At 67.1% G+C, this 21,466-nt stretch carries 21 protein-coding genes and 3 pseudogenes; 17 read left to right on the top strand and 7 right to left on the bottom strand.

Annotated elements, in window-relative coordinates; translation table 11 throughout:
* The 4 genes from ACZ4S3_RS38830 to ACZ4S3_RS38815 all read left to right on the top strand — a co-directional run.
* A partial coding sequence (locus ACZ4S3_RS38830; protein ID WP_467943315.1) for a helicase associated domain-containing protein occupies window positions 1–405 on the top strand: 405 nt, incomplete at its 5' end.
* Window positions 406–868: 463 nt separating this feature from the next.
* Window positions 869–1,033 (top strand): hypothetical protein, encoded by a 165-nt coding sequence (locus tag ACZ4S3_RS38825; protein WP_467943314.1) that lies wholly within the window; start codon window positions 869–871, stop codon window positions 1,031–1,033.
* 128 nt (window positions 1,034–1,161) lie between these two features.
* On the top strand, window positions 1,162–1,410 hold the full coding sequence (locus ACZ4S3_RS38820) for an amidohydrolase family protein (protein ID WP_467943317.1): 249 nt from the start codon (window positions 1,162–1,164) through the stop codon (window positions 1,408–1,410).
* Window positions 1,411–2,270: 860 nt separating this feature from the next.
* Window positions 2,271–2,762, top strand: coding sequence for a hypothetical protein (locus ACZ4S3_RS38815; RefSeq protein WP_467943312.1), 492 nt, complete (start codon window positions 2,271–2,273; stop codon window positions 2,760–2,762).
* Between the two features lie 131 nt (window positions 2,763–2,893).
* Here ACZ4S3_RS38815 and ACZ4S3_RS38810 read toward each other — a convergent pair whose 3' ends face one another.
* Complete coding sequence (locus ACZ4S3_RS38810; protein WP_467943311.1) at window positions 2,894–4,171, bottom strand: trans-sulfuration enzyme family protein; 1,278 nt, start codon at window positions 4,169–4,171, stop codon at window positions 2,894–2,896.
* Between the two features lie 42 nt (window positions 4,172–4,213).
* Between ACZ4S3_RS38810 and ACZ4S3_RS38805 the strand changes: the two genes are divergently transcribed.
* The 5 genes and pseudogenes from ACZ4S3_RS38805 to ACZ4S3_RS38785 all read left to right on the top strand — a co-directional run.
* Complete coding sequence (locus ACZ4S3_RS38805; RefSeq protein ID WP_467943309.1) at window positions 4,214–4,684, top strand: Lrp/AsnC family transcriptional regulator; 471 nt, start codon at window positions 4,214–4,216, stop codon at window positions 4,682–4,684.
* Window positions 4,685–4,762: 78 nt separating this feature from the next.
* Window positions 4,763–4,936 (top strand): annotated as a pseudogene (locus tag ACZ4S3_RS38800) (IS701 family transposase); the annotation flags it as partial.
* Window positions 4,937–5,881: 945 nt separating this feature from the next.
* On the top strand, window positions 5,882–6,346 hold the full coding sequence (locus ACZ4S3_RS38795) for a CU044_2847 family protein (protein ID WP_467943308.1): 465 nt from the start codon (window positions 5,882–5,884) through the stop codon (window positions 6,344–6,346).
* Window positions 6,347–6,350: 4 nt separating this feature from the next.
* Window positions 6,351–10,376 carry an nSTAND1 domain-containing NTPase gene (locus ACZ4S3_RS38790; RefSeq protein WP_467943306.1) on the top strand — a complete coding sequence of 1,342 codons (4,026 nt, stop codon included), beginning with the start codon at window positions 6,351–6,353 and terminating at the stop codon, window positions 10,374–10,376.
* 6 nt (window positions 10,377–10,382) lie between these two features.
* A pseudogene (locus ACZ4S3_RS38785) lies at window positions 10,383–10,575 on the top strand (site-specific integrase); the annotation flags it as partial.
* Between the two features lie 714 nt (window positions 10,576–11,289).
* On the opposite strand, the gene ACZ4S3_RS38780 reads toward ACZ4S3_RS38785, so the two are convergent.
* Window positions 11,290–12,525 (bottom strand): Ig-like domain-containing protein, encoded by a 1,236-nt coding sequence (locus tag ACZ4S3_RS38780; RefSeq protein ID WP_467943305.1) that lies wholly within the window; start codon window positions 12,523–12,525, stop codon window positions 11,290–11,292.
* Between the two features lie 179 nt (window positions 12,526–12,704).
* Here ACZ4S3_RS38780 and ACZ4S3_RS38775 point away from each other — a divergent pair, with 179 nt between their 5' ends.
* From ACZ4S3_RS38775 to ACZ4S3_RS38755, 5 genes and pseudogenes are all read left to right on the top strand, one after another.
* Window positions 12,705–13,388, top strand: a complete 684-nt coding sequence (locus ACZ4S3_RS38775; RefSeq protein WP_467943303.1) for a GNAT family N-acetyltransferase — start codon at window positions 12,705–12,707, stop codon at window positions 13,386–13,388.
* 252 nt (window positions 13,389–13,640) lie between these two features.
* The gene (locus ACZ4S3_RS38770; RefSeq protein ID WP_467943302.1) at window positions 13,641–13,841 is read left to right on the top strand and encodes a hypothetical protein; all 201 of its coding nucleotides are present in this window, start codon (window positions 13,641–13,643) and stop codon (window positions 13,839–13,841) included.
* Window positions 13,838–14,752 carry an aldo/keto reductase gene (locus tag ACZ4S3_RS38765; protein ID WP_467943301.1) on the top strand — a complete coding sequence of 305 codons (915 nt, stop codon included), beginning with the start codon at window positions 13,838–13,840 and terminating at the stop codon, window positions 14,750–14,752. Before ACZ4S3_RS38770 ends, ACZ4S3_RS38765 begins: the two co-directional genes overlap by 4 nt.
* Window positions 14,724–15,551, top strand: coding sequence for a hypothetical protein (locus ACZ4S3_RS38760; RefSeq protein ID WP_467943299.1), 828 nt, complete (start codon window positions 14,724–14,726; stop codon window positions 15,549–15,551). Before ACZ4S3_RS38765 ends, ACZ4S3_RS38760 begins: the two co-directional genes overlap by 29 nt.
* 23 nt (window positions 15,552–15,574) lie before the next feature.
* Window positions 15,575–15,745, top strand: a pseudogene (locus tag ACZ4S3_RS38755) (Lsr2 family DNA-binding protein); the annotation flags it as partial.
* 53 nt (window positions 15,746–15,798) lie between these two features.
* On the opposite strand, the gene ACZ4S3_RS38750 reads toward ACZ4S3_RS38755, so the two are convergent.
* The 3 genes from ACZ4S3_RS38750 to ACZ4S3_RS38740 are packed head-to-tail and all read right to left on the bottom strand — an operon-like array spanning window position 15,799 to window position 17,593.
* On the bottom strand, window positions 15,799–16,062 hold the full coding sequence (locus ACZ4S3_RS38750) for a YrhB domain-containing protein (protein WP_467943298.1): 264 nt from the start codon (window positions 16,060–16,062) through the stop codon (window positions 15,799–15,801).
* A complete protein-coding gene (locus ACZ4S3_RS38745; RefSeq protein ID WP_467943296.1) occupies window positions 16,062–17,231 on the bottom strand; it encodes a WXG100-like domain-containing protein in 1,170 nt (389 codons plus the stop codon). The genes ACZ4S3_RS38750 and ACZ4S3_RS38745 overlap by 1 nt, the downstream gene beginning before the upstream one ends.
* Window positions 17,228–17,593, bottom strand: a complete 366-nt coding sequence (locus ACZ4S3_RS38740; RefSeq protein WP_467943295.1) for a WXG100 family type VII secretion target — start codon at window positions 17,591–17,593, stop codon at window positions 17,228–17,230. The genes ACZ4S3_RS38745 and ACZ4S3_RS38740 overlap by 4 nt, the downstream gene beginning before the upstream one ends.
* A 22-nt stretch (window positions 17,594–17,615) precedes the next feature.
* Between ACZ4S3_RS38740 and ACZ4S3_RS38735 the strand changes: the two genes are divergently transcribed.
* Together ACZ4S3_RS38735 and ACZ4S3_RS38730 are read left to right on the top strand one after the other, a co-directional pair.
* The gene (locus tag ACZ4S3_RS38735; protein WP_467943293.1) at window positions 17,616–18,167 is read left to right on the top strand and encodes an AAA family ATPase; all 552 of its coding nucleotides are present in this window, start codon (window positions 17,616–17,618) and stop codon (window positions 18,165–18,167) included.
* A gap of 300 nt (window positions 18,168–18,467) precedes the next feature.
* Window positions 18,468–19,280 (top strand): SAM-dependent methyltransferase, encoded by an 813-nt coding sequence (locus tag ACZ4S3_RS38730; protein WP_467943292.1) that lies wholly within the window; start codon window positions 18,468–18,470, stop codon window positions 19,278–19,280.
* Window positions 19,281–19,321: 41 nt separating this feature from the next.
* On the opposite strand, the gene ACZ4S3_RS38725 is transcribed toward ACZ4S3_RS38730, so the two are convergent.
* Together ACZ4S3_RS38725 and ACZ4S3_RS38720 are read right to left on the bottom strand one after the other, a co-directional pair.
* On the bottom strand, window positions 19,322–20,236 hold the full coding sequence (locus tag ACZ4S3_RS38725; RefSeq protein WP_467943291.1) for a helix-turn-helix domain-containing protein: 915 nt from the start codon (window positions 20,234–20,236) through the stop codon (window positions 19,322–19,324).
* An 88-nt stretch (window positions 20,237–20,324) separates the two neighbouring features.
* A complete protein-coding gene (locus ACZ4S3_RS38720) occupies window positions 20,325–20,561 on the bottom strand; it encodes a DUF397 domain-containing protein (RefSeq protein WP_467943289.1) in 237 nt (78 codons plus the stop codon).
* Window positions 20,562–20,841: 280 nt separating this feature from the next.
* Between ACZ4S3_RS38720 and ACZ4S3_RS38715 the strand changes: the two genes are divergently transcribed.
* Complete coding sequence (locus ACZ4S3_RS38715) at window positions 20,842–21,312, top strand: ATP-binding protein (protein ID WP_467943288.1); 471 nt, start codon at window positions 20,842–20,844, stop codon at window positions 21,310–21,312.
* The last annotated feature ends 154 nt before the right edge of the window (window positions 21,313–21,466 follow it).

Below are 21,466 nucleotides of genomic sequence, written 5' to 3'. Positions count from 1 at the left end.
CTCGCGGAGATCCTGCCCGGCGTCACCATCGCCGGCCAGGACATCGGCACCTGGCTGCACACGCAGCGGCAGGGGTGGGAGCATCTGAGCGACGGACAGCGCGAACGCCTAACCGAACTCGGCATCGAACCGCTACCCGCCGGTGCGGTCCAGGCTCCGGCGAAGGCCACGAAGAGTTCGAGCGCCTTCGAGCGGGGCGTCGCGGCTCTGGCCCAGTACAAGGACCGCGAGGGCTTCGTGGGGCCCATCAGCCGCTCGCACGTCGAACGAATCGTGGTGGATGGGGAAGAACACGCGATCAAGCTGGGGGTGTGGGTGATGAATCTCAAGGGTCGCAGGGCAAAGCTGACCGCCGACAAACTCCGTCAGCTCGCCGCACTCGGACTGGAATGGGCGGCGGCGTAGCCGCGCCGGAGGCCATGTGAGGGTCCGTGCTCGACACAATCGGCCCTCTGCGTACCACACTCTCAGGCGCTGGCTCTTTGGGCGCGGCTAGTCAACGCGTCGCGCAGGACGCTGTCGGGCGTGCGGGCCATGCGCAGCAGTTCCCGCACCACTTCGGCCTTGTCCCAACGGATCCCGGTCTGGGTCCGCAGCTCCAGGATCCACCGGTCGATCCCCAGGGACTCGCTCGGGTCGAAGCGAACTGTGAACGGGATGGCGCATCTGCCTTTGGGGCAGGTCGCGGAGCCGTGTCGTACGTTGTCATACCTGGTACAACGAGCAGCCGGGCGACAGGCTTCTCCAGCTCCCAAAGAGGCTGCGGCGCGCCTCCGGGCTGGGAGTGCGCCGCAGCCTTCGCCAGTCATGACCGGGGTGAGTACTTCTACGGATGGCCGGCCAACACCGAGACCAGCAGGATGACTCCGTGAGTGAATTCGAAGACGGTCCCCCAGCTGCTGTGCAACCCGCCCGCGACCACCGGACTGCGGAGACGGTGATGAAGACCGTCCTCATCGTGGCGGCCATCGCGGGTGCGGTCGTGCTGGTCCCCATGGTTTTCTTCATCGCCGTCGTCGCCATGGCCAACTGACCGCACCCGTCCCCTTCGCCTATGGCATCGCTCTTGAGGCCGCCGTGTGCTGGCATCAGCCAGCTCACGGCGGCCTCAACTGCTACTGCCGAGCTCCCGCAGCATTCCGCGGCTGATCAGCGTCACCACTGCGGTGGCTGCGCCGGCAACCGTGGAGAAGCCGCCAACCACTTGCTCTCGGCCTCACCAGCACCGAAGCCTTGGCTTCGGCCACCTCCCTTGCCGCACAGGCATGCGGGCTGGCCGATCGCAAAGGAAGGGTCGCCATCGGCTACGACGCCGACCTCATCGCGGTAGCCGGCAATCCGATGCAGCACCTGGAGGCTCTGCTCGACATCCAGGCCGTGATCCGAGCCGGAAAGGTATTCCAGGGCTGATCCCGCTCACCTGCTACGAGATCCAGAGCCTGTTCACCATGCTCATGGCCCAGCCCGTGCATGACGTGGCCCACCGGCTCGATTGATCCACCTGGCGACGCCGCCACCACGCCTGCGCTCAGGCCAGCCATTAACGTCGACAAGCCGCGAATCAGACATGAAGATCACGATCTACGGCTGGAGGAAGCGGGTGCGACGGTACTTCTCGCCAGCGGCGAAAGCACACGTCCCACTTGGCCGGCACCCACACCCACATGACCGTACACGGGCATTCCGTATGGCTCTGATCTACTTCTTGTGGCCCGGTGACGAGTTGTCACAGGCGCGTGGAAGGATGGTCGTTCGTGTGAGTGCAGCGTGTTCTCGACGGTCTTCAGCCATCTGGCATCTGTGGTGGTCGAGGAGGTCGTGGTGGAGGATGATCCGCCTCGCAGCGATCTCCACCCTCACCAAACACGCAACCGGCGCCCACCCAGACTGGCGGGACGTATAAACCGCAAACACCCACGAACCACATGAACCAGGCGTCCTCTAAGCCTGGCCGTCGGCCATGACATCGCATGGCGTGTCCCGGTGACCGACAACCTGGAAGAGAGCCACCCCCGAGACCCCGGTCACGCTCGCTTTCCCCGTCGGGAGATTTGGCAGTCGACACGTCCATGCGGTTGGGTGCATGCCAAATGATCTGGTCAGCGAAGGAGTTGACGGTGTTCAGAGTGGCACGGGGGATTGCGGTGGGAGCCGCGCTGGCGGCGGCGCTCACGGCGTGCGGAGGCAACGGCGGCGCCAGCAGTGGGAGCACCGGTAGCGGGGCTGGGGCTGGGGCTGGGGCTGGCGGCGAACAGTCGAAGCCACCCGTCGTGCTCACGTGGGACCAGGTGCGCAGTGCCCTGGTGGACACGGGCAGCGCCCCTCAAGGCTGGGAGGGATTCGGCGTCGACATCGACAAGCCAGCCATGTCCCTCAAGACCTGTCAGGCCGACACGGGGACGAAGTGCGGTGGCTTCGTAGCCCTGGGCTCGTCGCACATCACGCAGGGGGGTGAAGGGCAGGTCGTCTTCACCATCTATGCCTTCCAGACGCCGAACGACGCGAAGGCCGCCATGAAGGGCCTGGCGGCAAAGGAGCACCGTAGTGCTGGCGCCGGGGCGAAACCGCTGAAGGTCTCGGCGGACACGGACGAGACCGACGCGTTCGCCGGGCGGAACACCGAGATCTTTATGCGCCTCGGCGGGACCCTGGTCCGCGTGGCGAGTAAGGGCCTTCCCGAAGGTGAGCCCTACGACGATTTCGCGAGGCTTCAGATTGATCGGATCAAGCAGACGGTTGAGGGGAAGGACGTCGGAGGCTGAGGCCGGCACGAATGACGGCTGTCAACGGTCAGTTCGTTCGGCTCTGATCCACTTCTTGCGGCCCGGTGACGGGCTGTCACAGGTGTCCCGACCGCACAGGACGACGACGGGCCCGGTCGTCGTCTGCGGTTCTACGTGTTCGCGACCGCCGCTTCCCGGAGGACCGGCTCCGGCGCTGTCCCCAACGCCCGGTCGAGGTCGTCCCACAGGTCCTCCAAGTCCTCCAACCCCACCGAGAGCCGCAGCAGCCGGTCGCTGACTCCCGCGCCGCGGCGGTCGTCGGCGTCCACGATGCGGTGGCTGATAGACGCGGGGTGCTGGATGAGGGTGTCGACGCTGCCGAGGCTCACGGCCGGGGTGATCAGTCGGACGCCCGCGATGACGTCGTGGGGGTCACCGGCTACCTCGAAGGCGACCATGGCGCCTCCGATGCGCGGGTAGTGGACGCGGGTGACGCGCGGGTCGACGGCGAGCCGGCCGGCCAGCTCCGCCGCGTTCGAGGACGCGGCTCGGACCCGTACGGGCAGCGTCGACAGACCACGGAGCAGCAGATAGCCCGCGAGCGGATGCAGCACTCCGCCCGTGGCGAACCGCACCTGGCGCAGCCGCCCGGCGAACTCCTCGTCGCAGGCCACCACGCCGCCCATGACGTCTCCGTGGCCGCCCAGGTACTTGGTGGCGCTGTGCAGGACGAGACGGGCTCCCTGCTCGACGGGGCGTTGCAGCACGGGGGTGGCGAAGGTGTTGTCGGCGAGCAGCGGGACGGAACCGCAGGCGTGCGCGACGGCTCTCAGATCGAGTTCGGCGAGGGTCGGGTTGGCCGGGCTCTCGACCATCACCAGGCCGGTGTCGGGGCGCAGCGCGTCCGCGATGCCCGCCGGGTCGACCCAGGTCACCTCGGAGCCCAGCAGCCCTGCGGTGAGCAGGTGATCGCTGCATCCGTACAGCGGTCGTACGGCGACGACATGGCGCAGGCCCATCGCGTTGCGTACGAGCAGCACGGCGCTCAGCGCGGCCATCCCGGTGGCGAACGCGACCGCGCTCTCGGTGCCCTCAAGACGCGCGAGGGCGGTCTCGAAGCGGGCGACGGTCGGGTTGCCGAGGCGGCCGTAGACGGGCGGGCCCTTCGGTTCGGCGCCGTCGGCCGCGAAGGCGTCTATCCGGGCGGCCTCGCCCCGGCTGTCGTACGAGGGGTAGGTCGTGGACAGGTCGATCGGCGGGACGTGCACCCCCTGCCGTGCGAGGTCGTCCCGCCCGGCGTGCACCGCCTCGGTGGCGAGCGCCCGGGGTGCGGGCACGCCCGGGACACGACGACCGGTGCCGTCGGGAGCATGGCCGGTTCCCTGCGGGTCGGCCGGTACGTCATATACGTCAAAGCTGCCGGAGTCCATGGTCAGGAGTCTGAACATCGAGCGGGGTCAGAGTGCCGGACCCCGTGTTACGTTCGATATATGACCGATTCTGTCGTACTGGATCCGGTGGATCTCCATCTGCTACAGCTGCTGCAGAACGACGCACGGATGACGTACCGCGATCTCGCCGCGCAGGTCGGTGTCGCGCCTTCGACCTGTCTGGACCGGGTGACCAGGCTGCGGCGCTCGGGAGTGATTCTCGGCCATCAGCTGCGGCTGGACCCGGCGAAGCTGGGCCGGGGCCTGGAGGCACTGCTGTCCGTGCAGGTCAGGCCGCATCGGCGGGAGTTGGTGGGGCCGTTCGTGGAGCGGATCCGGGCGCTGCCGGAGTCCATTACGGTCTTCCATCTGACCGGGCCCGACGACTATCTCGTCCATGTCGCGGTCGCGGACATGTCGGATCTTCAGCGGCTGGTCCTCGACGGGTTCACCTCACGGCCCGAAGTGGCGCGCGTCGAGACCCGGTTGATCTTCCAGCAGTGGGACTGCGGCCCGCTGCTGCCGCCCTGACCCGACAGCGCTCCCGCCCCCACGACCACCTTCGACCATCAGGCCCCCGGGAACCCCGGGGCCTGATGTGTATGCCCCCGCTGGGTCATCGAGGAAGGCTTCCAGAGCGCCAAGGGCGAATGCGGCCTCGACCACTACCAGGTCCGCCGCTACCAGGGCCGGCACCGCCACATCACGCTCACGATGGCCGCCCACGCCTTCCTCACCGTCACCCGCGCCGCCGAACTCGACACAGGGAAAGCAGAAACGGATAAAGGGCACGGCCCTCGTCTGCCACGTAACGTCCTCCGCCCTCTGGTGCACTTCGGCCACCGGCGCCCGTATCGTCACCGCTGCCCTCCCTGCGCCATCGAGAACGGCGAGCCGGAGCACAGCAAGACCGCGTCGAACACCACGCACCAGACCCACCCCCGAACGCACAGAAACCCCCGCCGGAGCCAGCCGACGGGGGTTCCTCAGCTCTCACCTGCTATCACACGCCTATCACCAACAGCGTCGACGCACCTGGACCACAAGGACCTGACCTGCGAAAACGCTCCTGATCTAGACCACCTGGACGGCACAAGACGCTTCCGACAACCTGTGCCAGGTGGGACCGTCAGCTCGGAGCGGGCGGCTACGGCCAATCCAACAGAGCCGCAGCCCCAAGGTCTGCATCAGTCAAGATCCGGACCATTCCCGGGCCAGCGGTCCCGGCAAGGTCCCCACGGCTGCCATATTCGCAGGTCAGCGAGCTGCTGCTAGCGCTGTACCACCAGCAGACGAAGAACCTTCTGGTGAGCTACTCGGCGCAGAAGCTCGCGTTCTTCTAAGGGGCGCGAGAAGAGGAGTCTGACCTGGGCTTTTGTCCAGGCTCAGGCGTCGTCCGGGCGCGCAGGACTACCGGCCGGTGTGCGTGTGTGCGGCCCACAGGGTCGGCATCCAGCCGCACCCTGTGGGCCGCACACTGTCCAGGGCTTTCGCCACTGTGCGAGTGTTGACGACAACGCGTAGGCCAGGCCTGCCCTGCGAGGCGTTTCAACCAGAACACCGCAGGCCTGCGAGACCGCTCGGTGCGGGCATGGACGGCTCACCTCATCGAAGTGAGGGATGGCTGTCGCGCCCCCGGCGGAGCGCAGACCGAACGGAGTCATTCGTACGGTCTCCCGCGGATGCGGCATGCACCGAAGTCGATGATGATCGCGACAGGCGGCGCCGGTGCATTTTGGCGCACTCAACGCCGAGACCCTGGCCTTGCATGTCCTGAGCATCGACGGCACCGGCGACACCCCCTGGTCAACACCCTCGGCGAGCACGCTAAGCGAAGGAGGAGCCTTGGCGCATCTGGCTCGGATTCCGTTGGCAGACGGAGGCTCCATCCTGGTCGAGGCCCCGGCGGCATTGGCAGGGCCGGTGAAGGCGGGCCGCGTCAGCGATGCCATTCATGACCTGCCGGGGAGTCTGCGAGAGGCTTTGGGTTCAGTCACTGTGGCCGCAAGCGCCACACTCGACCAACTGCGCAAGGCAGGCCCTGACGGGATCACGGTCGAGTTCGGAGTCGACCTCGCAGTCGAGGCCGGTGCCGTGATCACCAAGAGCAGTGCCAACGGTCACTTGAAGGTAACCATGACGTGGCGGAAGAACAGTCCCGGCCATCCCGGCGCAGACGAGTACTCAGGATGATCCGATGGACATCACAGGCCAGGATCCGGACGGTGACCCCACCTCGGGACTCCTCCCCGCCGTGGCCCAGATCCTAGGACCGGATGATCAGGTGGCCGGGGCCGGCTTCCTCGTCGCCGAGGGCATCCTGGCCACCTGTGCGCATGTCGTACGCGCCGCCGGAATCGGACCAGGCGAGAGGGTGCAGCTGGTTTTCCCGCACATGGACGGTACGCGCCAGGTTGAGGGACTCGTCCTGGACGAGTCGTGGCGTGACCCCGAGGACGAAGACGTGGCCATCGTGCGTCTGAGCGGTTCCTCAGCGGGTATGAAGGCGTTGCCGTTGGGCTCCGCGGCAGGCTGCCGAGGCCACCAGGTGCGCTCGTTCGGGTTCCCCGCCCAGGCCCCACCAGGCGGACACTTCGGCTTCGGTGTGGCCGGCCATCTCCTGCCGGCCACCGAAAGCAGGGGTACGCATCTGCAGTTGACCGCCGCCAACGACCTGACCACCGGCTTCAGCGGCGGCCCGGTCATCGACGAGGTGACCGGGTTGGTCATCGGCATGCTCACCGAGATCACCTCCCCCGACGAGCACGAAAGGGGGCAGGGCATCGCCTATGTCACTCCTACGCAGGTACTGCGGGAGATCTGGCCCGAACTGACCGAGCACGCCGTGTGCCCATACCGGGGACTGGAGCCGTTCACTGCAGAACAGGCCCAGTGGTTCGAGGGCCGGGAAGACGCAGTGCGGCAGGTGCTGGCGAACCTGGCCCAGCAGCAGCGGGTAACGCTACTGCTCGGGCCATCTGGCTCAGGCAAATCATCCTTGATCCAGGCCGGTGTCCTACCTGCGCTGGCTGCAGGCGAGCTACCGGGCAGTGATAGCTGGTTGCCCGTGCTCACCCGGCCGAGGCAGGACCTGTTGGCCGAAGTCGAGCGCGCCGGACTGCCCGGGGCCGGCAGCGATGGGATCGCCACAGCCGTCACCCGCAAACTCGCAGCCGAACCCACCCATCAGCGCGTGGTACTGATCATCGACCAGTTCGAAGAGCTCCTTACCCAGCCCTCCACTGGCCGAGAGCTGGAACGCCGCCTGGCCGCCACCAACGAGATCACCACCGCGGTCAAGTCACACGCCGAGCTCTACGTGATCCTGATCATGCGCGACGACTTCTATCCCCAGCAGGCAGCCCTGGCCCCCAAACTGCTGGAAGTCGCGATGCCGGGACTCCTCAACATCCCGGGCACCCTGAGCCAGCACGACCTGCACGACATCATCACCCTGCCCGCCCTGAACGCAGGCGCGCACTTCGAGCCCGGGCTGCCCGAACAAATCATCACCGACGTTCTGGCTACCACCCCCGAGGGCACCACAGCCCGCCGAGCACCGGTCACCGTGCTGCCTCTGCTCGAGCTAACGCTCAGCCAGCTGTGGCGAAGGCGCCACGACGGTTACCTCACCCACGACGCCTACCGGCGCATCGGCGGAGTCACTGGCAGTCTGACCACTTGGTGCGACACCGCCCTCAACCAGCTACCGCCCGATCACCGGCCCATCGCACAGCGCATCCTGACCTCCCTGGTTCGACCCGCCAACCCTCGCCACCACATTCCCGCCATCCGTAAGCAGGTCTCCCTGCAAGAACTGCGCGACCTGGCCACCGACCCCGACGGCGCTCCTGACAGCGACAAGGCCATCGATGACGTCCTCGCCGCCCTCACTCGTCATCGCATCATCACCACTCACACACCCCGCACCTCCGGCCTCCCCGATGCCCCTCCCGCACCGCCGGTAGCCGAACTGATCCATGACGCGCTCATCCATGACTGGGGCACACTGCGCGAGTGGGTCAGTCAAGATCACCGATTCCACGAATGGCTCGAACGTACAAGCGAACAGAGCGCCCGCTGGGCCGAAGGGACCGACCCTGGAGACCTGCTCGGCGGAACAGCACTTGCAGAAGGCCTCGAATGGTCACGGCAACGCCGTCTTCCGGGCGACATTGCCGCCTTCCTGACCACCAGCAAGCAACGCCAACAGGCCGTTATCCGGCGCAGCAGACGCCTCAATACGATCCTGGCCGCCTTACTCGGCCTCGCACTCGTCGCCGTGGGAGGAGCCCTCTGGCAATGGCGGACAGCCGTCAGCGAACGACAGGCAGCCCTGTCCCGTCAGCTCGCCACCCAGTCCAGCACACTCGTCAGCGCAAATCCCGACCTCGCCTCTCTCCTGGCCGTCCAGGCCTACCGCACCAGTCCCACTCCCGAGTCCATCGAAAGCCTGGAATACGCCGCCGCCCTCCCGCTACAGCGGCGCATGACCGGCCACACCGGATGGGTGGACTCGGTGGCCTTCAGCCCCGACGGACGCACCCTCGCCACCGGCAGCGTCGACAGCACCGTGCGCCTGTGGGATGTCGCCACCGGCACGACCCGCACCATCCTCAAAGGCCACACCGGATGGGTGCTCTCGGCGGCGTTCAGCCCCGACGGACACACCCTCGCCACCGCCAGCGACGACAACACCGTGCGCCTGTGGAACGTCACCACCGGCAAGACCCGCACCACCCTCCACACCGAGGGGGTGCTCTCGGCGGCGTTCAGCCCCGACGGACACACCCTCGCCACCGTCGGCGCCGACAACACCGTGCGCCTGTGGAACGTCACCACCGGCAAGACCCGCACCACCCTCAAAGGCCACACCGGACCCGTGGCCTCGGTGGCCTTCAGCCCCGACGGACACACCCTCGCCACCGCCAGCGACGACAACACCGCACGCCTGTGGAACGTCACCACCGGCAAGACCCGCACCACCCTCAAAGGCCACACCAAACCGGTGAACTCGGTGGCCTTCAGCCCCGACGGACACACCCTCGCCACCGCCAGCGACGACAACACCGCACGCCTGTGGAACGTCGCCACCGGCAATACCCGCGCCACCATGACCGGCCACACCGGACCCGTGAACTCGGCGGCGTTCAGCCCCGACGGACACACCCTCGCCACCGCCAGCGACGACAGCACCGTGCGCCTGTGGAACGTCGCCACCGGCAAGACCCGCGCCACCATGACCGGCCACACCGGACCCGTGGCCTCGGCGGCGTTCAGTCCCGACGGACACACCCTCGCCACCGCCGGCGACGACAAGACCGTGCGCCTGTGGAACGTCACCACCGGCAAGACCCGCGCCACCATGACCGGCCACACCGGATGGGTGTGGTCGGTGGCGTTCAGCCCCAGCGGACGCACCCTCGCCACCGGCAGCTTCGACAAGACCGTGCGCCTGTGGGATGTCGCCACCGGCACGACCCGCACCACCCTCAAAGGACACACCGGACCGGTGGCCTCGGTGGCCTTCAGCCCCGACGGACACACCCTCGCCACCGCCAGCTTCGACAAGACCGTGCGCCTGTGGAACGTCACCACCGGCAAGACCCGCACCACCCTCAAAGGCCACACCAAACCGGTGGCCTCGGTGGCCTTCAGCCCCGACGGACACACCCTCGCCACCGCCAGCTTCGACAACACCGTGCGCCTCTGGGATGTCGCCACCGGCAACAGCCGCGCCACCATGACCGGCCACACCAGACCGGTACGATCGGTGGCGTTCAGCCCCGACGGACACACCCTCGCCACCGGCAGCGTCGACAGCACCGTGCGCCTGTGGAACGTCGCCACCGGCAAGACCCGCGCCACCATGACCGGCCACACCGGACCGGTGTGGCCGGTGGCGTTCAGCCCCAGCGGACGCACCCTCGCCACCGGCAGCTTCGACAAGACCGTGCGCCTGTGGGATGTCGCCACCGGCACGACCCGCACCACCCTCAAAGGACACACCGATGCGGTGGTCTCGGTGGCCTTCAGCCCCGACGGACGCACCCTCGCCACCGGCAGCTTCGACAAGACCGTGCGCCTGTGGGACGCCACCCTCCTCCAGCCCACTGCAGCAGTAAGGAAAATCTGCCAGACCGTCAACCGCGACCTCACACCACAGGAATGGGCGGCGTACCTGCCGGGCCATTCAGTCGACCGTGTTTGCCCCATCAGCTGAAGCAACTGCGCTGCCGGAAAGCGCTGCTCAAGACGGCTCTCGCCGCTGACCCTGGGCTACGTCCACTGCGTGCTCAAGTCCGCTCTGGAGCACGCCGTGCGCGAGGAAGAGATCCCGCGCAACGTCGCCCGCAAACGTCCGCACCGGCACATGCCGGCCCCGCCGCTTCGAACCCCTCACCGCCGAGGAAGCGCGACGCCATCGGCCTTCTTGGCAACGCCCTCCGTAACCCTGTCGAGATCACCGGCGAGCCCGACGACGGCGACGCCCCCCTTTGCACCGCACCCGTCCGCTGATGTGGCCGTCAATTACTGCCGTCAGACACGTCAGAAGCCCCACCGAAGAGCCTCTTCGGTGGGGTTCTCCTTGCCGCGAGCAAGACCCACCCCGTGAAAGGAACTCACGAACAGGATGTCCTGTACCGCAGTTTCTCGACTCGCCTGAGGGACATTCATGGTCGCCATGAGCAGCCATTTCGCGCACTGCTGCGAACATTTCACGGCCCCCCGGACGGCGAGTCAACACCACATCAGGGCAGGCGACATACGATCCGTTGAGGCATTCACCACCCCGCGCAAGCGGTGGCCCAGGCGCGGATGTCGGCGTCGGAGGGGACGGCCTTGGCCCGCAGGCTGCGGCTGGTCCTGGCCAGGTGCCGGCCCCGCACCGGGCGGACAGCTCATGGCCGTTGATCACGGAGTTCCGGGCCAGGTGGGCCAGGCGCACGGCGAGGACAAGGTGCTCCGGATGCCGCGCTGTCGCAGGCCGCGCACGTGGGTCAGGAAGGCCTTCGCGCCGCCCGCGCTGTCGGTGCGGATGAGGATCGCGGCTCCATGGCGGTGGGCGTCGGGGATCTGGGCGAGGGCGGCGTCGATGACCGTGATGTGGTCGGCGAACAGGGCCTAGGCTCAGCTTATTTGCACTGGCCCGTGTGCGGCCCGTTCATGGTGTTGCCCGACTGCTGCAGGGTGGGTGCGTTGCCGGCGCAGCGCAGCGGCGCCGCGACCTGGTTGTCCTCGAACTCCGGGTCGCGGTCCTCAGGCAGCAGGCCGCTGCCACTGTTGTCGTCGATCCTCACCGGCGCCGACATGGTGTTGGACGACACCTCAAGGCCGCCGGTGTTGCGGTCCAGGGTCAGCGGGGCCTTGAAGGCGTTGCCCGCGCAGTCCGTCCCCTCGCCGTCGCCCAGCAGCACGAAGCCGCTGATGTCCGTGAGGGTTACCGATGCGTCGAGGGTCGAGTGGCAGATGGTGACGGCGAGGGCGCCGTCCGAGGTCACCGGGCCGTTGATCTCCGCACCCGATATCGCCAGCGCTCCGCCGGGCTGCACCTCCACCGGGCCGTTCTGCGTACCGCCGGGGGCGATGCACAGCGACTGGTCGGCGGCCACGGTCAGCGGGCCGTCGTGGTCCGTGATGCACGGCTGGCTGAAGCCGACGGTGGCGTCGGTGGGCGCGTCCGTGGCGCTCGCCGTGAACACCGGGTCGCCGCTGTAGGTGGCGGTGATGGGGTGGTCGCCCGGCTGGAACTTGCCGGTGGTGAACGTCGCCTGGCCGTTGTTCAGTGGCACGGTCGCCAGCGTGGTCCTCCCGTCCGAGAAGGTGACCGACCCGCTCGGGGTGCCCGCGCCCGGGTTGGCCGAGGCCACGGTGGCGGTCACGCTGACGGCGCGGCCGAACAGCGGGGTGGCGGTGTCCGCGCTGAGCGCGACCGAGGTCCCGTACCGGAACGTGACGATCGCCTTGCCGTTGCCGCGGTGAACGCCCTGGAGGAGCGAGACGGTGGTCGCCGACGGCTCCGCGTAGCTGCTGCCGCCGCCACCGCCCGCACCCGGGAAGTAGCCCGGGTTGCCGCCGCCGGAGCCGCCGCCACCGCCGTGCCAGCCGCCACCGCCACCGCCACCGCCGGGGCCGCCCGCACCGCCGTTGCCGCCGGTGCCGCCGCTGCCGGGGTTGGGCTCGCTGGTGATCGGGTCGAGGTCGATGCCCGGGGTGCCGGGGCCGCCGTTCAGGGTGTTGGGGTTGCCGTGACCGGCCGCGGTCTGGGCAGCGCCGCCACCGGCCAGGCCGGAGCCCAGCGGTCCGTTGCTCTGACCGCCGTCCTGGCCGACCAGGTCTTTGGAGGAGATACGGGCCTGTTGTTGGGGCACATTTCTCGGCTAGTGAATACGCAGAGTGATGACCGAGAAGAGGACGCTTCTCTTACCCACTGCCATCCATGCCAGTTTCAGACTGACCGGCAATGGAGGGCGGCGTCGCTCGGCGGCGGCGGACGACGGGGGATGGTTGTTCGCCCGTTCACCGGTTGCGGTCATGTTCTAATCGCCGGATGACGAAGATCGAATCAGAGCTGATACGACGTTGGCTGAACGGCTGGACCGTAGCTCGCTCCCTGCCCGAGGCAGAGCCGGTCGAGTCCGCTGGGGACGGCCTGCGGTCCAAGTGCGACCAACCCGGCCGTGAGGTCGAGGTGTTCGCGCTGCGTGCGGATGAGGAGCCGGAGTCCTTGGCACGGCTGGCGGCATCCGTCGCCGCCGCGCAGCAGATCACCTGGCTCACGGTGCCTACGCTGCGCCCAGGTGCCGTCGAAGCCGTCGTCAGCGCTGCCGGACTCGAGTTGGTCCACCGGTCCGAGTGGTTCATGACGACCGATCTGACCGAGCACTCGCAGCACGCGCCTGCCGCGCCGTACGAACGCGAGGTCCGCACGGAGGGACCAGTCACGGTCGTCTCCCTCCATGGCCCCTCCGGAGAGGTGGCGGCGCGCGGCGCCATCGCCGTGGTCGGCGCCGATGCGATTGCTGATCGCATCGAGACGGACCCGGCGCACCGCCGACGCGGCCTGGGCCGCGCCATGATGAGCGCTCTGGCGGCGGCCGCCGTGGCCCAGGGCGCCCGTACCGGTCTTCTCATCGCCAGTGAGGAAGGCCAGCGCCTCTACTCCTCCCTCGGCTGGCACCACGAAGCCGACGTCCTGATCGCCCGGGGTCCGGTGGTTCCCTCCAACCGGTAGGACTGGCTCACGCCGGCCGATCCACCATTACGCTCGGCGTACTCCTGCGGATCCCGCCGAGCGAAGATGCCCGGATTTACTGCGATTGCCTGTTCCGGCTGTATTCCGGTTGGCCGCCAATCACGGCTGCCCCTGTCAGAGGCCATCCGCAGGAAGGCGAAGCGCGCTGTCGTACGGGCCGGGCGGGATCTGTGTGTGCGGCTGACGACGGGACGAGCACGCCTGACGTCTGCGGCGGGAAGTGAAGGCACGGTGGTCCGATTCGCCGCGGCGGGCCAGGAGGTGGAGTTCGACCCAGCCGTCGAACCTCTGCTGCAACGACTGCTGGGCGGGGGCTGGATCTCACTGGCCGAACTGGCGGCGGCCGCGGATCTCACGGTCGCCGACGCTGCCGCGGTCGCCGGGGAGCTGGTGGCTGCCCAGGCCGCCACGGTACGAGCAGGTCGATCGTGACGGCGGCTCTGGCGCTGGGCACTTACCGGCTGCGAGAGGTGGCCGCTGTCGCTCACCGGGCGGCAGCCGTCCCTGGCACCGCTTGGGTGGACACCGCCCCCAACTATCTGGCCGGCCGCGCCCAGCGGCTGCTCGCTCCCGTCCTCGCCGAACACCCGGGACTTCGGGTGTCGACGAAGGTGGGATTCACGGTTCCAGGCGCGGCTGCCGCAGTGGCCGCCGGTGCCCTGCCCGCTGAGGCCGCCGAGCGCGGGCACAGCCTCTCCGCCGGCTACGTGCGCTGGCAGGTGGAGCGCAATAGGGCAACGCTCGGCCGCGACTGTCTTGACACCGTCTTCCTCCACAACCCCGAGCACAGCAACGATCGCGCGACGCTGCCCATCGTGCTGCGCGAGGCTTTCATCGCCCTCGAGGAAGCGGCGGCAGCCGGGCACCTGAACACCTACGGCATCGCCACCTGGTCCGGCTTCACCGACGGGCTGCTGTCCGTCGGGGACCTGGACCGCCTGGCCACTGAGGCCGCCGGCACCCCCGAGCACCACCTGAAGGCCGTCCAGCTCTTGGTCAGTCTCGTCCAGGCCGACGGGTTACAGCAGGCTCTCGAGGGCCGCGGGCCGATTGACGCGGCGGCCGGACGGGGCTGGGAGGTCTTCGCCTCCGCGCCGCTGCACGGCGGCGAACTGGTGGCTGCGGCCACCGAAGAACTCGCCGCGCTGCTGCGCCCCGGGCTGTCCATCGCCCATGCGTGCCTGCTGGCGGTCGCCTCATGCCCAGGGGTGACGAAGGTTCTGCTGTCTGCGTCGTCTCCGGCACACTGGGAGGCCGCTCGAGCCGCCCTCGACCAGGCGGCTATCCCGCCCCGGACCCTGCGGAAGGTGTGCGATGTACTCGCCCCCCACCACCCCAGCTGACGAACACCGCACACTCACCGCGCAGCAGGAGGCGAGCGCCGAGCTTGGCGTCACGGTGGAGGGACGGCGGCTGTGGGGGTACCAGGGACGCACCCTCGGACAGAAAGCACTCCATCCTGACCATGGAGCATGCTGGCTTCGGCTGATCTCCGCCCCGGCCGAGCATGCGAACGGGAAGCTGTGGGAGGGCACCAAGGACGCCGCAACCGCCTTCCCCAAGGTGCGCAGGCCGGCCCTGTACGGCATCCACGACGGAGCAGAGCGCGATGGCATCGCCTACCGCGCCGAACTCACCGCCTTCACCGACTCCCCCACCTGCGCACCCGAGCCCGTACTGACTGGTGAGCTGGAGCTGCCGGAGACATGGTGGAAGTCCCTGCACACCGACCTGGAGACCATCGCCGCCACCCCCACCGAGCGAGTTGCGGTACGGCGGCAGTGGATCGACCGCGCACTCCCCCAGCACGCGGGCGTCCCCGCCCCTGCCGATATCGAATGGGCCACCGCTCACGGCGACTGCCACTTCGCCAACCTCACCACCAGCGGACCAACGTTGCTGGATTTCGAAGGCTTCGGGCAGGCACCGGTGGGCTACGACCCAGCTTTGCTGTATGCCTACTCCCTGCTCACGCCACAGACCGGCGACCGCATCCGCAACGAATTCCCCATCCTGGACACCCCCGCCGGCCACACCGCACTCCTCGTCGTCGCAGCCGACCTCCTCCAATCCGCATCCCGCGGCGACCACCCCGAACTAATCGGACCGCTGCGCGCCCTCGTAACGTCCATCGCGCGGTAGTAGCCCAGCGCAATCGGCCCGACAGAATGGCTGGCCGTAAGACCGGAAGGTCCCGTAAGTCGCGGAACGCGGCCGCAGGCGGTGCGGACACTGCTGCGATCAGGGCATGGGCGAAGGTGAACGGCTATGAGGTCAACGAACGCGGGCGGGTACCTGCTCCAATTCGTGAAGGTTATGAGAAGTCCGGCAAGTAGACAGAAAACGCCGAGGGCCCCTTGATGGGGCCTCGGCGTAGGGGAATTTAGGTCTAGTCCTTGAAAAAGGGCCGGTCTTCTACTGTCCCGAGACGAGACTCACCGGTCTCCATGTTCACCAGAATTGGCCAACAACCAAGGAGCATGTCGTCTGGGTCGCGACTCTCTAGGTACTCCGGAGAGTTGAATGGGACGATCAAGAAGCCGTCCTTTTCCCTGACACGAGAGTAGTCGATAGCCAGCTCCGGATCTTCGGGCTCGGTTTCCTTGGCTAGAAGGTCTTGGGCAATCTTGAGTGCTGCAGAGCTGTCGAGCATCACTTCGTCCTCATGAACCTGTATGAATCGTATGTATGTGCACCAACGGCGCGCCCTGACTGACCGTCCACAAGCAGAACGTCGCCGCCGCGGTTAATTACATTGAACACGTGACCGCCATCTTTATCTATACCCCAGATGATGCCACGCGCCCCGTCTCCTGCACCCTTAATGTCCTTGATGATATTCGAAAAACCCCTCGCGCGGAATTTCCGCCCGGGGAAGTAAGCCTCCAGCTGGCTGACAGGGCCGCGCCGAACAAGGTTATGACCGAGCGCAGAAGCGGGATAGCCGTCCATTGTGCGATCTACCGCGAGGACGCATGCTCGGCAATTGCACCCACCGCCGGTAGGGTTGATCAGTTCCTTCAGGTCGTCCGTCCGGGGCGTTTTGAACTTATTGCCCAAGAGGGTAACGCCCTCACCACCTTCGCCCCACCGCATATTGCCAATGCGGTCCGTGGGAAGCGACCTTGACATGGCTAGACGCCTGGCAGCACCGGTACCTGCCCCGAGGGCTCCACCGAAGAGCATCCCGCCCCACGCGGCGTCACTAGCCTCCTTGACGTTGATGCCCTGCTGTTCGCCGAGGAGGTTCCGCCCCCCTTGAGCGACCACGACATCAACGGTGATCGATTCCATACCACCAACAGCAGCAGTCGCCAGAGCAGTTCCTGCGATCTCGGCAACCGTAGTGGAGACAGCAAGGCCGGCCGCACTAGATGCTGCAAGAAGTTCCGCCGTTGCCGCGCCAGCGGCGGCTTCAGTGATGCCACCCGAGAACACTGCAAGGGCTGTTCCCACCACTATGACGGCCCCGGCGATCTCCAGCTCATGCTCGAGCTTCTTCTTCGCCTCGGCGATCTGGTCCGCGAACCTGTCCAGCGCCTTGGCCATGTCCCGCGCCGCATCGGCAACGTCGTCCAAGTACCCCTTACCGCCGCCGTGGTACTTGCGCCAGAAGGACGCGAAAGCCTCGATCGACTGACCCTTATTATTGTCGATAATATCCTGCGCCGACTTATGAGTCGTCGAGGTGATGTCCTTTACGTCTTCAGCAAAGCTCCGCCAGGCCCGCGCGGCCTCCCGGAGCTCACCCTCGTCACCCTCCGGCCACCACATGCCGGTGAGGTCCTGGACGATCTCCTTGGCCTTGCCTCCTGCACTCAATGCGCACCGCCATCATGGCGCTTAAATCCTGAGGTGTTGGAGTGATCCGCTTCCTCATGGTTATCAGCCATGTCCCTCATGGCCTTGTGAATGCTTTCCAGACCCTTCACCAAAGCATGGGCAGCACGCTCGATTTCATGGCGATGCGGGCTGTAGGCATGCTTGAACTTCTGCCCCTGTTCGTCATCCCCCCACGGCTCCCCGGACCCGTCGAGTGAGTGCTTCAACTTCTCAGTCGCTTTCGCCAAGGCGACGGATACCACCTGCTCACTCGTGCCCCAGACCCGCTCGCCTTGATTCCTCGCCTTGAGCCGTCCAACTTGCCGACGCCCGCACCTGGAAATGCGGTTGCCGGCCAGCACTCACCTTGACAGGCTTCCGGACGTGATCGCTGCTGAGAGGTCGAGCTGTCTGATCGTGACGGGGATGCCCGGGGCGGGGAAGTCGACGGTGACCCGGCTGATCGCCGAGCGGCTGCCACGCTCCGCGCGGCTCGACAGTGACCAGATCAGCAGGCTGATTGTCGGCGGTCGCGTTGGGGCCCTTGGCGAGCCGGCCGACGAAGCAGCGCGGCAAGTGGACCTGTGCAACCGCAACCTGTGCATGCTGGCGAACAACGTCTCCGACGCAGGTTTCACGCCTGTGATCGACTGGGTGATCCCCGACCGCAGGCAGTTGGACTTCTTCGTAAGCCTCCTCCCGGCTCGGCAGGTCTTGTTCGTCGTCCTCGTGCCGGGCATTGAGGTGTGCCGGTACCGCAACACGATCAGGGACCCACACGAGCGGTTCGACTTCGATGGCTATGAAAGTCTCGACGCCGGCATGAAGCGCGAACTCGGTGATGTCGGCTGGTGGTTCGACACCGCGTCCCTCACTCCTGATCAAACCGCCGATCAGGTCATCCGCGAGGCTCGCCACCGAGCCTTGATGCGCTGACTGCCACACGGACCAACTCGCGAAACCGACTTGGCAGGCCGACGGACCGAAGCTCACGCCGGACGGACCGGCGACTCGTTCAAGACCGAAGCAAGCGAGGAGCCTGAGCGTTTCTTGGGATTTTCAGAGATCCCCAACAGCTGCCGCTTCCGGAGGCCTCAAGGCCGGCGTGACGCCGGCAGGTAGCGCCGGTGGCGCGGCAACCGGGCGGGCGTCGTCTCATTCTGACGAGGTACTGCAGGGTGGTCGGGGTACCTCTAGCATGGACGCTTCTGGAGTGCGTCTTTCAGGGGAGCCACGGTGTCGGACCATGCCCAGTTTGGCGCACTGGACATCAGTACACCCAGCGTCGCCCGGATGTATGACTACCTGTTGGACGGCAGGGACAATTTCCCCTCTGACCGTGCGGCGTGCGAGGCGCTGTTGCTGCAGGTGCCGAGCATGAAGAGCCTGGCGCTGAACAACCGGGCGTTTTTGCGCCGCGTCGTCCACACGCTGGCTGCACAGTACGGGGTCCGGCACTTTCTCGACCACGGGTCGGGTCTGCCCACGCGTGACAATGTCCACGAGATCGCCCAGCGGGTCGACCCGGCCAGCCGGGTCGTCTACATCGATAACGACCCCATCGTCGGTTCTCTTGGGCGGGCGCTGTTACAGCGCGATGCCTTCACCAGTGTGCTGAGCGCCGACATGCGGGAGACTGACCGGATTTTCGCGAGCGCTGCAGTTGACGAGATGGTCCAGCTCAATGAACCTGTCGCTGCTTTGTTTGTCTCGGTCCTGCACTGCATTCCCGATCAGGACAGTCCACGGGAGCTGGTGCGGCGTGTGGCGGAGCGCCTTCCTACGGGAAGTTTCATGGTCATCTGTCAGCTCGTCAGTGACGATGCGCTCATTCGTGACGCTGTCAGCGACTTCATGACCGAACAGACGCGGGGCAAGTGGGGGCGGGTCCGGCAGCGGCGCGATGTGCGGGGATTCTTCGACCACCTGCGTATCGAGGAGCCGGGGCTCGTCGAGGTCTCTACATGGCGGCCTGCCGGCCTCAACCAGCATCCGCAGGCCAGCTTCGAGTGGGAGGAGTACGGGGGGCTCGGCAAGGTGGTGCGCTGACAGCGCGCGGCGCGGGCGCGGGCGCGGGCGCGGGCTGATGGTCAGCGGTAGTGCTTGAGCGCTTCAACCAGCAGCGCCTTTGTGTCGTCCACGCTGTTGGCCAGCATGGACAGGTTGTGCAGGACGCCCTTGTACTGCTCGATCTTCTTCGGCGATTCGCTGTAGTCCGCGGTCTCGCTCTGCTCCAGGTACACCGCGTCCGGCAGCAGGTGTTCACGGAAGCGCAGGTGGACGACCGGGTGGCCGATGGCGCCCATGGCGCCCATGCTCAGGGGAGCGATCTGCAGGTTAAGTTCATACGGCAGCTGCTCCAGCAGGTCCACCAGGTGTGCGATCTGGCGGTACATGACGCCCGGGTTGCCGACGACGCGGTTGAGGACCGATTCGTCCATCACGGCCAGGAGGTGCGGCGGCCTGTGCGCACGGAAGAACATCTTCAGCCGCTCCGCGCGCAGTTCAGCGCGCTGTTCGATCCAGGCGGCGGGTGCCGTGGGGTTCCCGGCCCGGGTCACCACGCGTGCGTATTCCTTGGTCTGCAGCCATCCGGGGACCAGGTGCGGCTCATAGGTGTGGATGAGTTCGGCAGCCGGCTCCATGGACAGCAGGGGCCTGAACCACGCTGAGATGGTGTCCTTGTGGTCCTGCCAGGGGTCCGTCTTCGCTGCTTCGGCCACGAACACCGAGTGGGCCTTGAGCTCATCCGGATGAGTAATGCCGAACAGGCCGCCGGCCAGATCCAGCACGTCGCGCTCGCGCAGCGGTGCCTCGCCCTTCTCCATCCTTCCGTAGGGCGGGTTGGAGACCCGGATGTGATGAGCTGCCGCGCTGCGTGAGACGTCCGCGAACTCCCTGCAAAGACGCAGGTGTTCCCCCAGGGCCCGGCGGTGGACCACCGGGCCCCACTCCGGGCGCCCGGGCAGATCCCGGATTGACGGTGCGAGCGGTACGGCGGCCATATCTGAAGCTCCTTAAACTTCTTTGTCGAGGTATAAGTATGGCAGCGCCGCGGCCGCTCGTCGGATAAGGGCAGCCCCTACTGGATGGTTAGTTCAGCAGGAAATCGAAATCGCCGTCTTTGGCGCTCTGGATGAAAGCCTTCGCCTCATCCAGGGTGTAAATCAGCGCCGGACCGGCCGGGTGCCGTGAATTTCGTACCGCCATGCCACCGTCGGCCAATTTCGCCACCTCTACGCAGTGCCCGTTCGGGTTGCTCCGCTGCCCCTTGCGCCAGGCGGCGTCGGTGATCGTCTGGGCTCCGACACCGTACTCGAGCTGCTGCATCTCGCTCCCTTCCTCAAGCACCCGACCGCGCCGGACGGACTCGGCAGTCGCTTGCGATACCCATCCGGCGGCGTCAGTGCGCGCTGAAATTTCATCTGCACTTGCAGCAACGAGGGCTGAGTAGGAATAGTGGCGGCTGCGAGTTCGCATTCCCGCCAGCCGGTCACGCGTTCACGAGGGACGAAAGTTGACGTCATTCCCAGCCCGCCGCCCCTCCCCTCCCCCGGACCACGACAGCAGCGCGGAGCACCTGACACCGGTGGAGTTCCGCGGGACGCCCGTGACTGCGAGCACAGACCTGGCAACACAACTCGGCCTGGCCACAGCGGAGTTCTACGTCCACCGCCTGCCCGAGACCACCAACTGCCTCCACGACGCACGAGCGTTCACCGCACACCTGTTACGCAGATGGCGCCTCGCAGCGATCCTCGACGACACCGTCCAAGTCGTCTCCGAACTCGTCGCCAACGCCATGCGGCACGCACACCGCAACGACGGGCCCGTCTGGCTCGCCCTGGCCCGCCGACCCCAAGCCCTGCTCTGTGTCGTCACAGACCCCAGCCGTCAACTCCCCGCCCTGACCACTCCCCCACCCTCAGCCGAAAACCACCGGGGACTGCTCATCGCCGAAGCCCTCAGCCAGGCCTGGGGCTGCACCCTCGCCGACACCGCAGGCAAATCAGTCTGGGCCCGCATCCAGCTAACACCGCCCATCGCCAAAGCCAACGTGCGCTCCACGGACCGCCACTGACCCGCGCACAGCGGCGCAAGCAGAATTAGCCCGCCGCGTCGGTCGACTGCGAGCCTCACCATCAGTCCCAGAGGTCATCGAGGTCGAGCCGGAGGGTGTGCAGACCATCCGGACCTCCAGCGATCACACGCCCGGCGCGGACCCCAAAGGCACC

The sequence above is a fragment of the Streptomyces sp. NPDC028368 genome (assembly GCF_055565615.1).
The sequence above is the reverse complement of the archived record's forward strand: the minus strand, read 5'-3'. Positions and strand labels throughout refer to the sequence as shown.

Excerpts from the sequence above, each read along its gene's own strand:
- ACZ4S3_RS38810 (WP_467943311.1), bottom strand. The coding sequence starts at position 4,171 with ATGTTCAGACTCCTGACCATGGACTCCGGCAGCTTTGACGTATATGAC.
- ACZ4S3_RS38760 (WP_467943299.1), top strand. The coding sequence starts at position 14,724 with ATGTACTCGCCCCCCACCACCCCAGCTGACGAACACCGCACACTCACC.
- ACZ4S3_RS38720 (WP_467943289.1), bottom strand. The coding sequence starts at position 20,561 with ATGCAGCAGCTCGAGTACGGTGTCGGAGCCCAGACGATCACCGACGCC.
- ACZ4S3_RS38805 (WP_467943309.1), top strand. The coding sequence starts at position 4,214 with ATGACCGATTCTGTCGTACTGGATCCGGTGGATCTCCATCTGCTACAG.
- ACZ4S3_RS38790 (WP_467943306.1), top strand. The coding sequence starts at position 6,351 with ATGGACATCACAGGCCAGGATCCGGACGGTGACCCCACCTCGGGACTC.
- ACZ4S3_RS38725 (WP_467943291.1), bottom strand. The coding sequence starts at position 20,236 with ATGGCCGCCGTACCGCTCGCACCGTCAATCCGGGATCTGCCCGGGCGC.
- ACZ4S3_RS38750 (WP_467943298.1), bottom strand. The coding sequence starts at position 16,062 with ATGCTCGACAGCTCTGCAGCACTCAAGATTGCCCAAGACCTTCTAGCC.
- ACZ4S3_RS38775 (WP_467943303.1), top strand. The coding sequence starts at position 12,705 with ATGACGAAGATCGAATCAGAGCTGATACGACGTTGGCTGAACGGCTGG.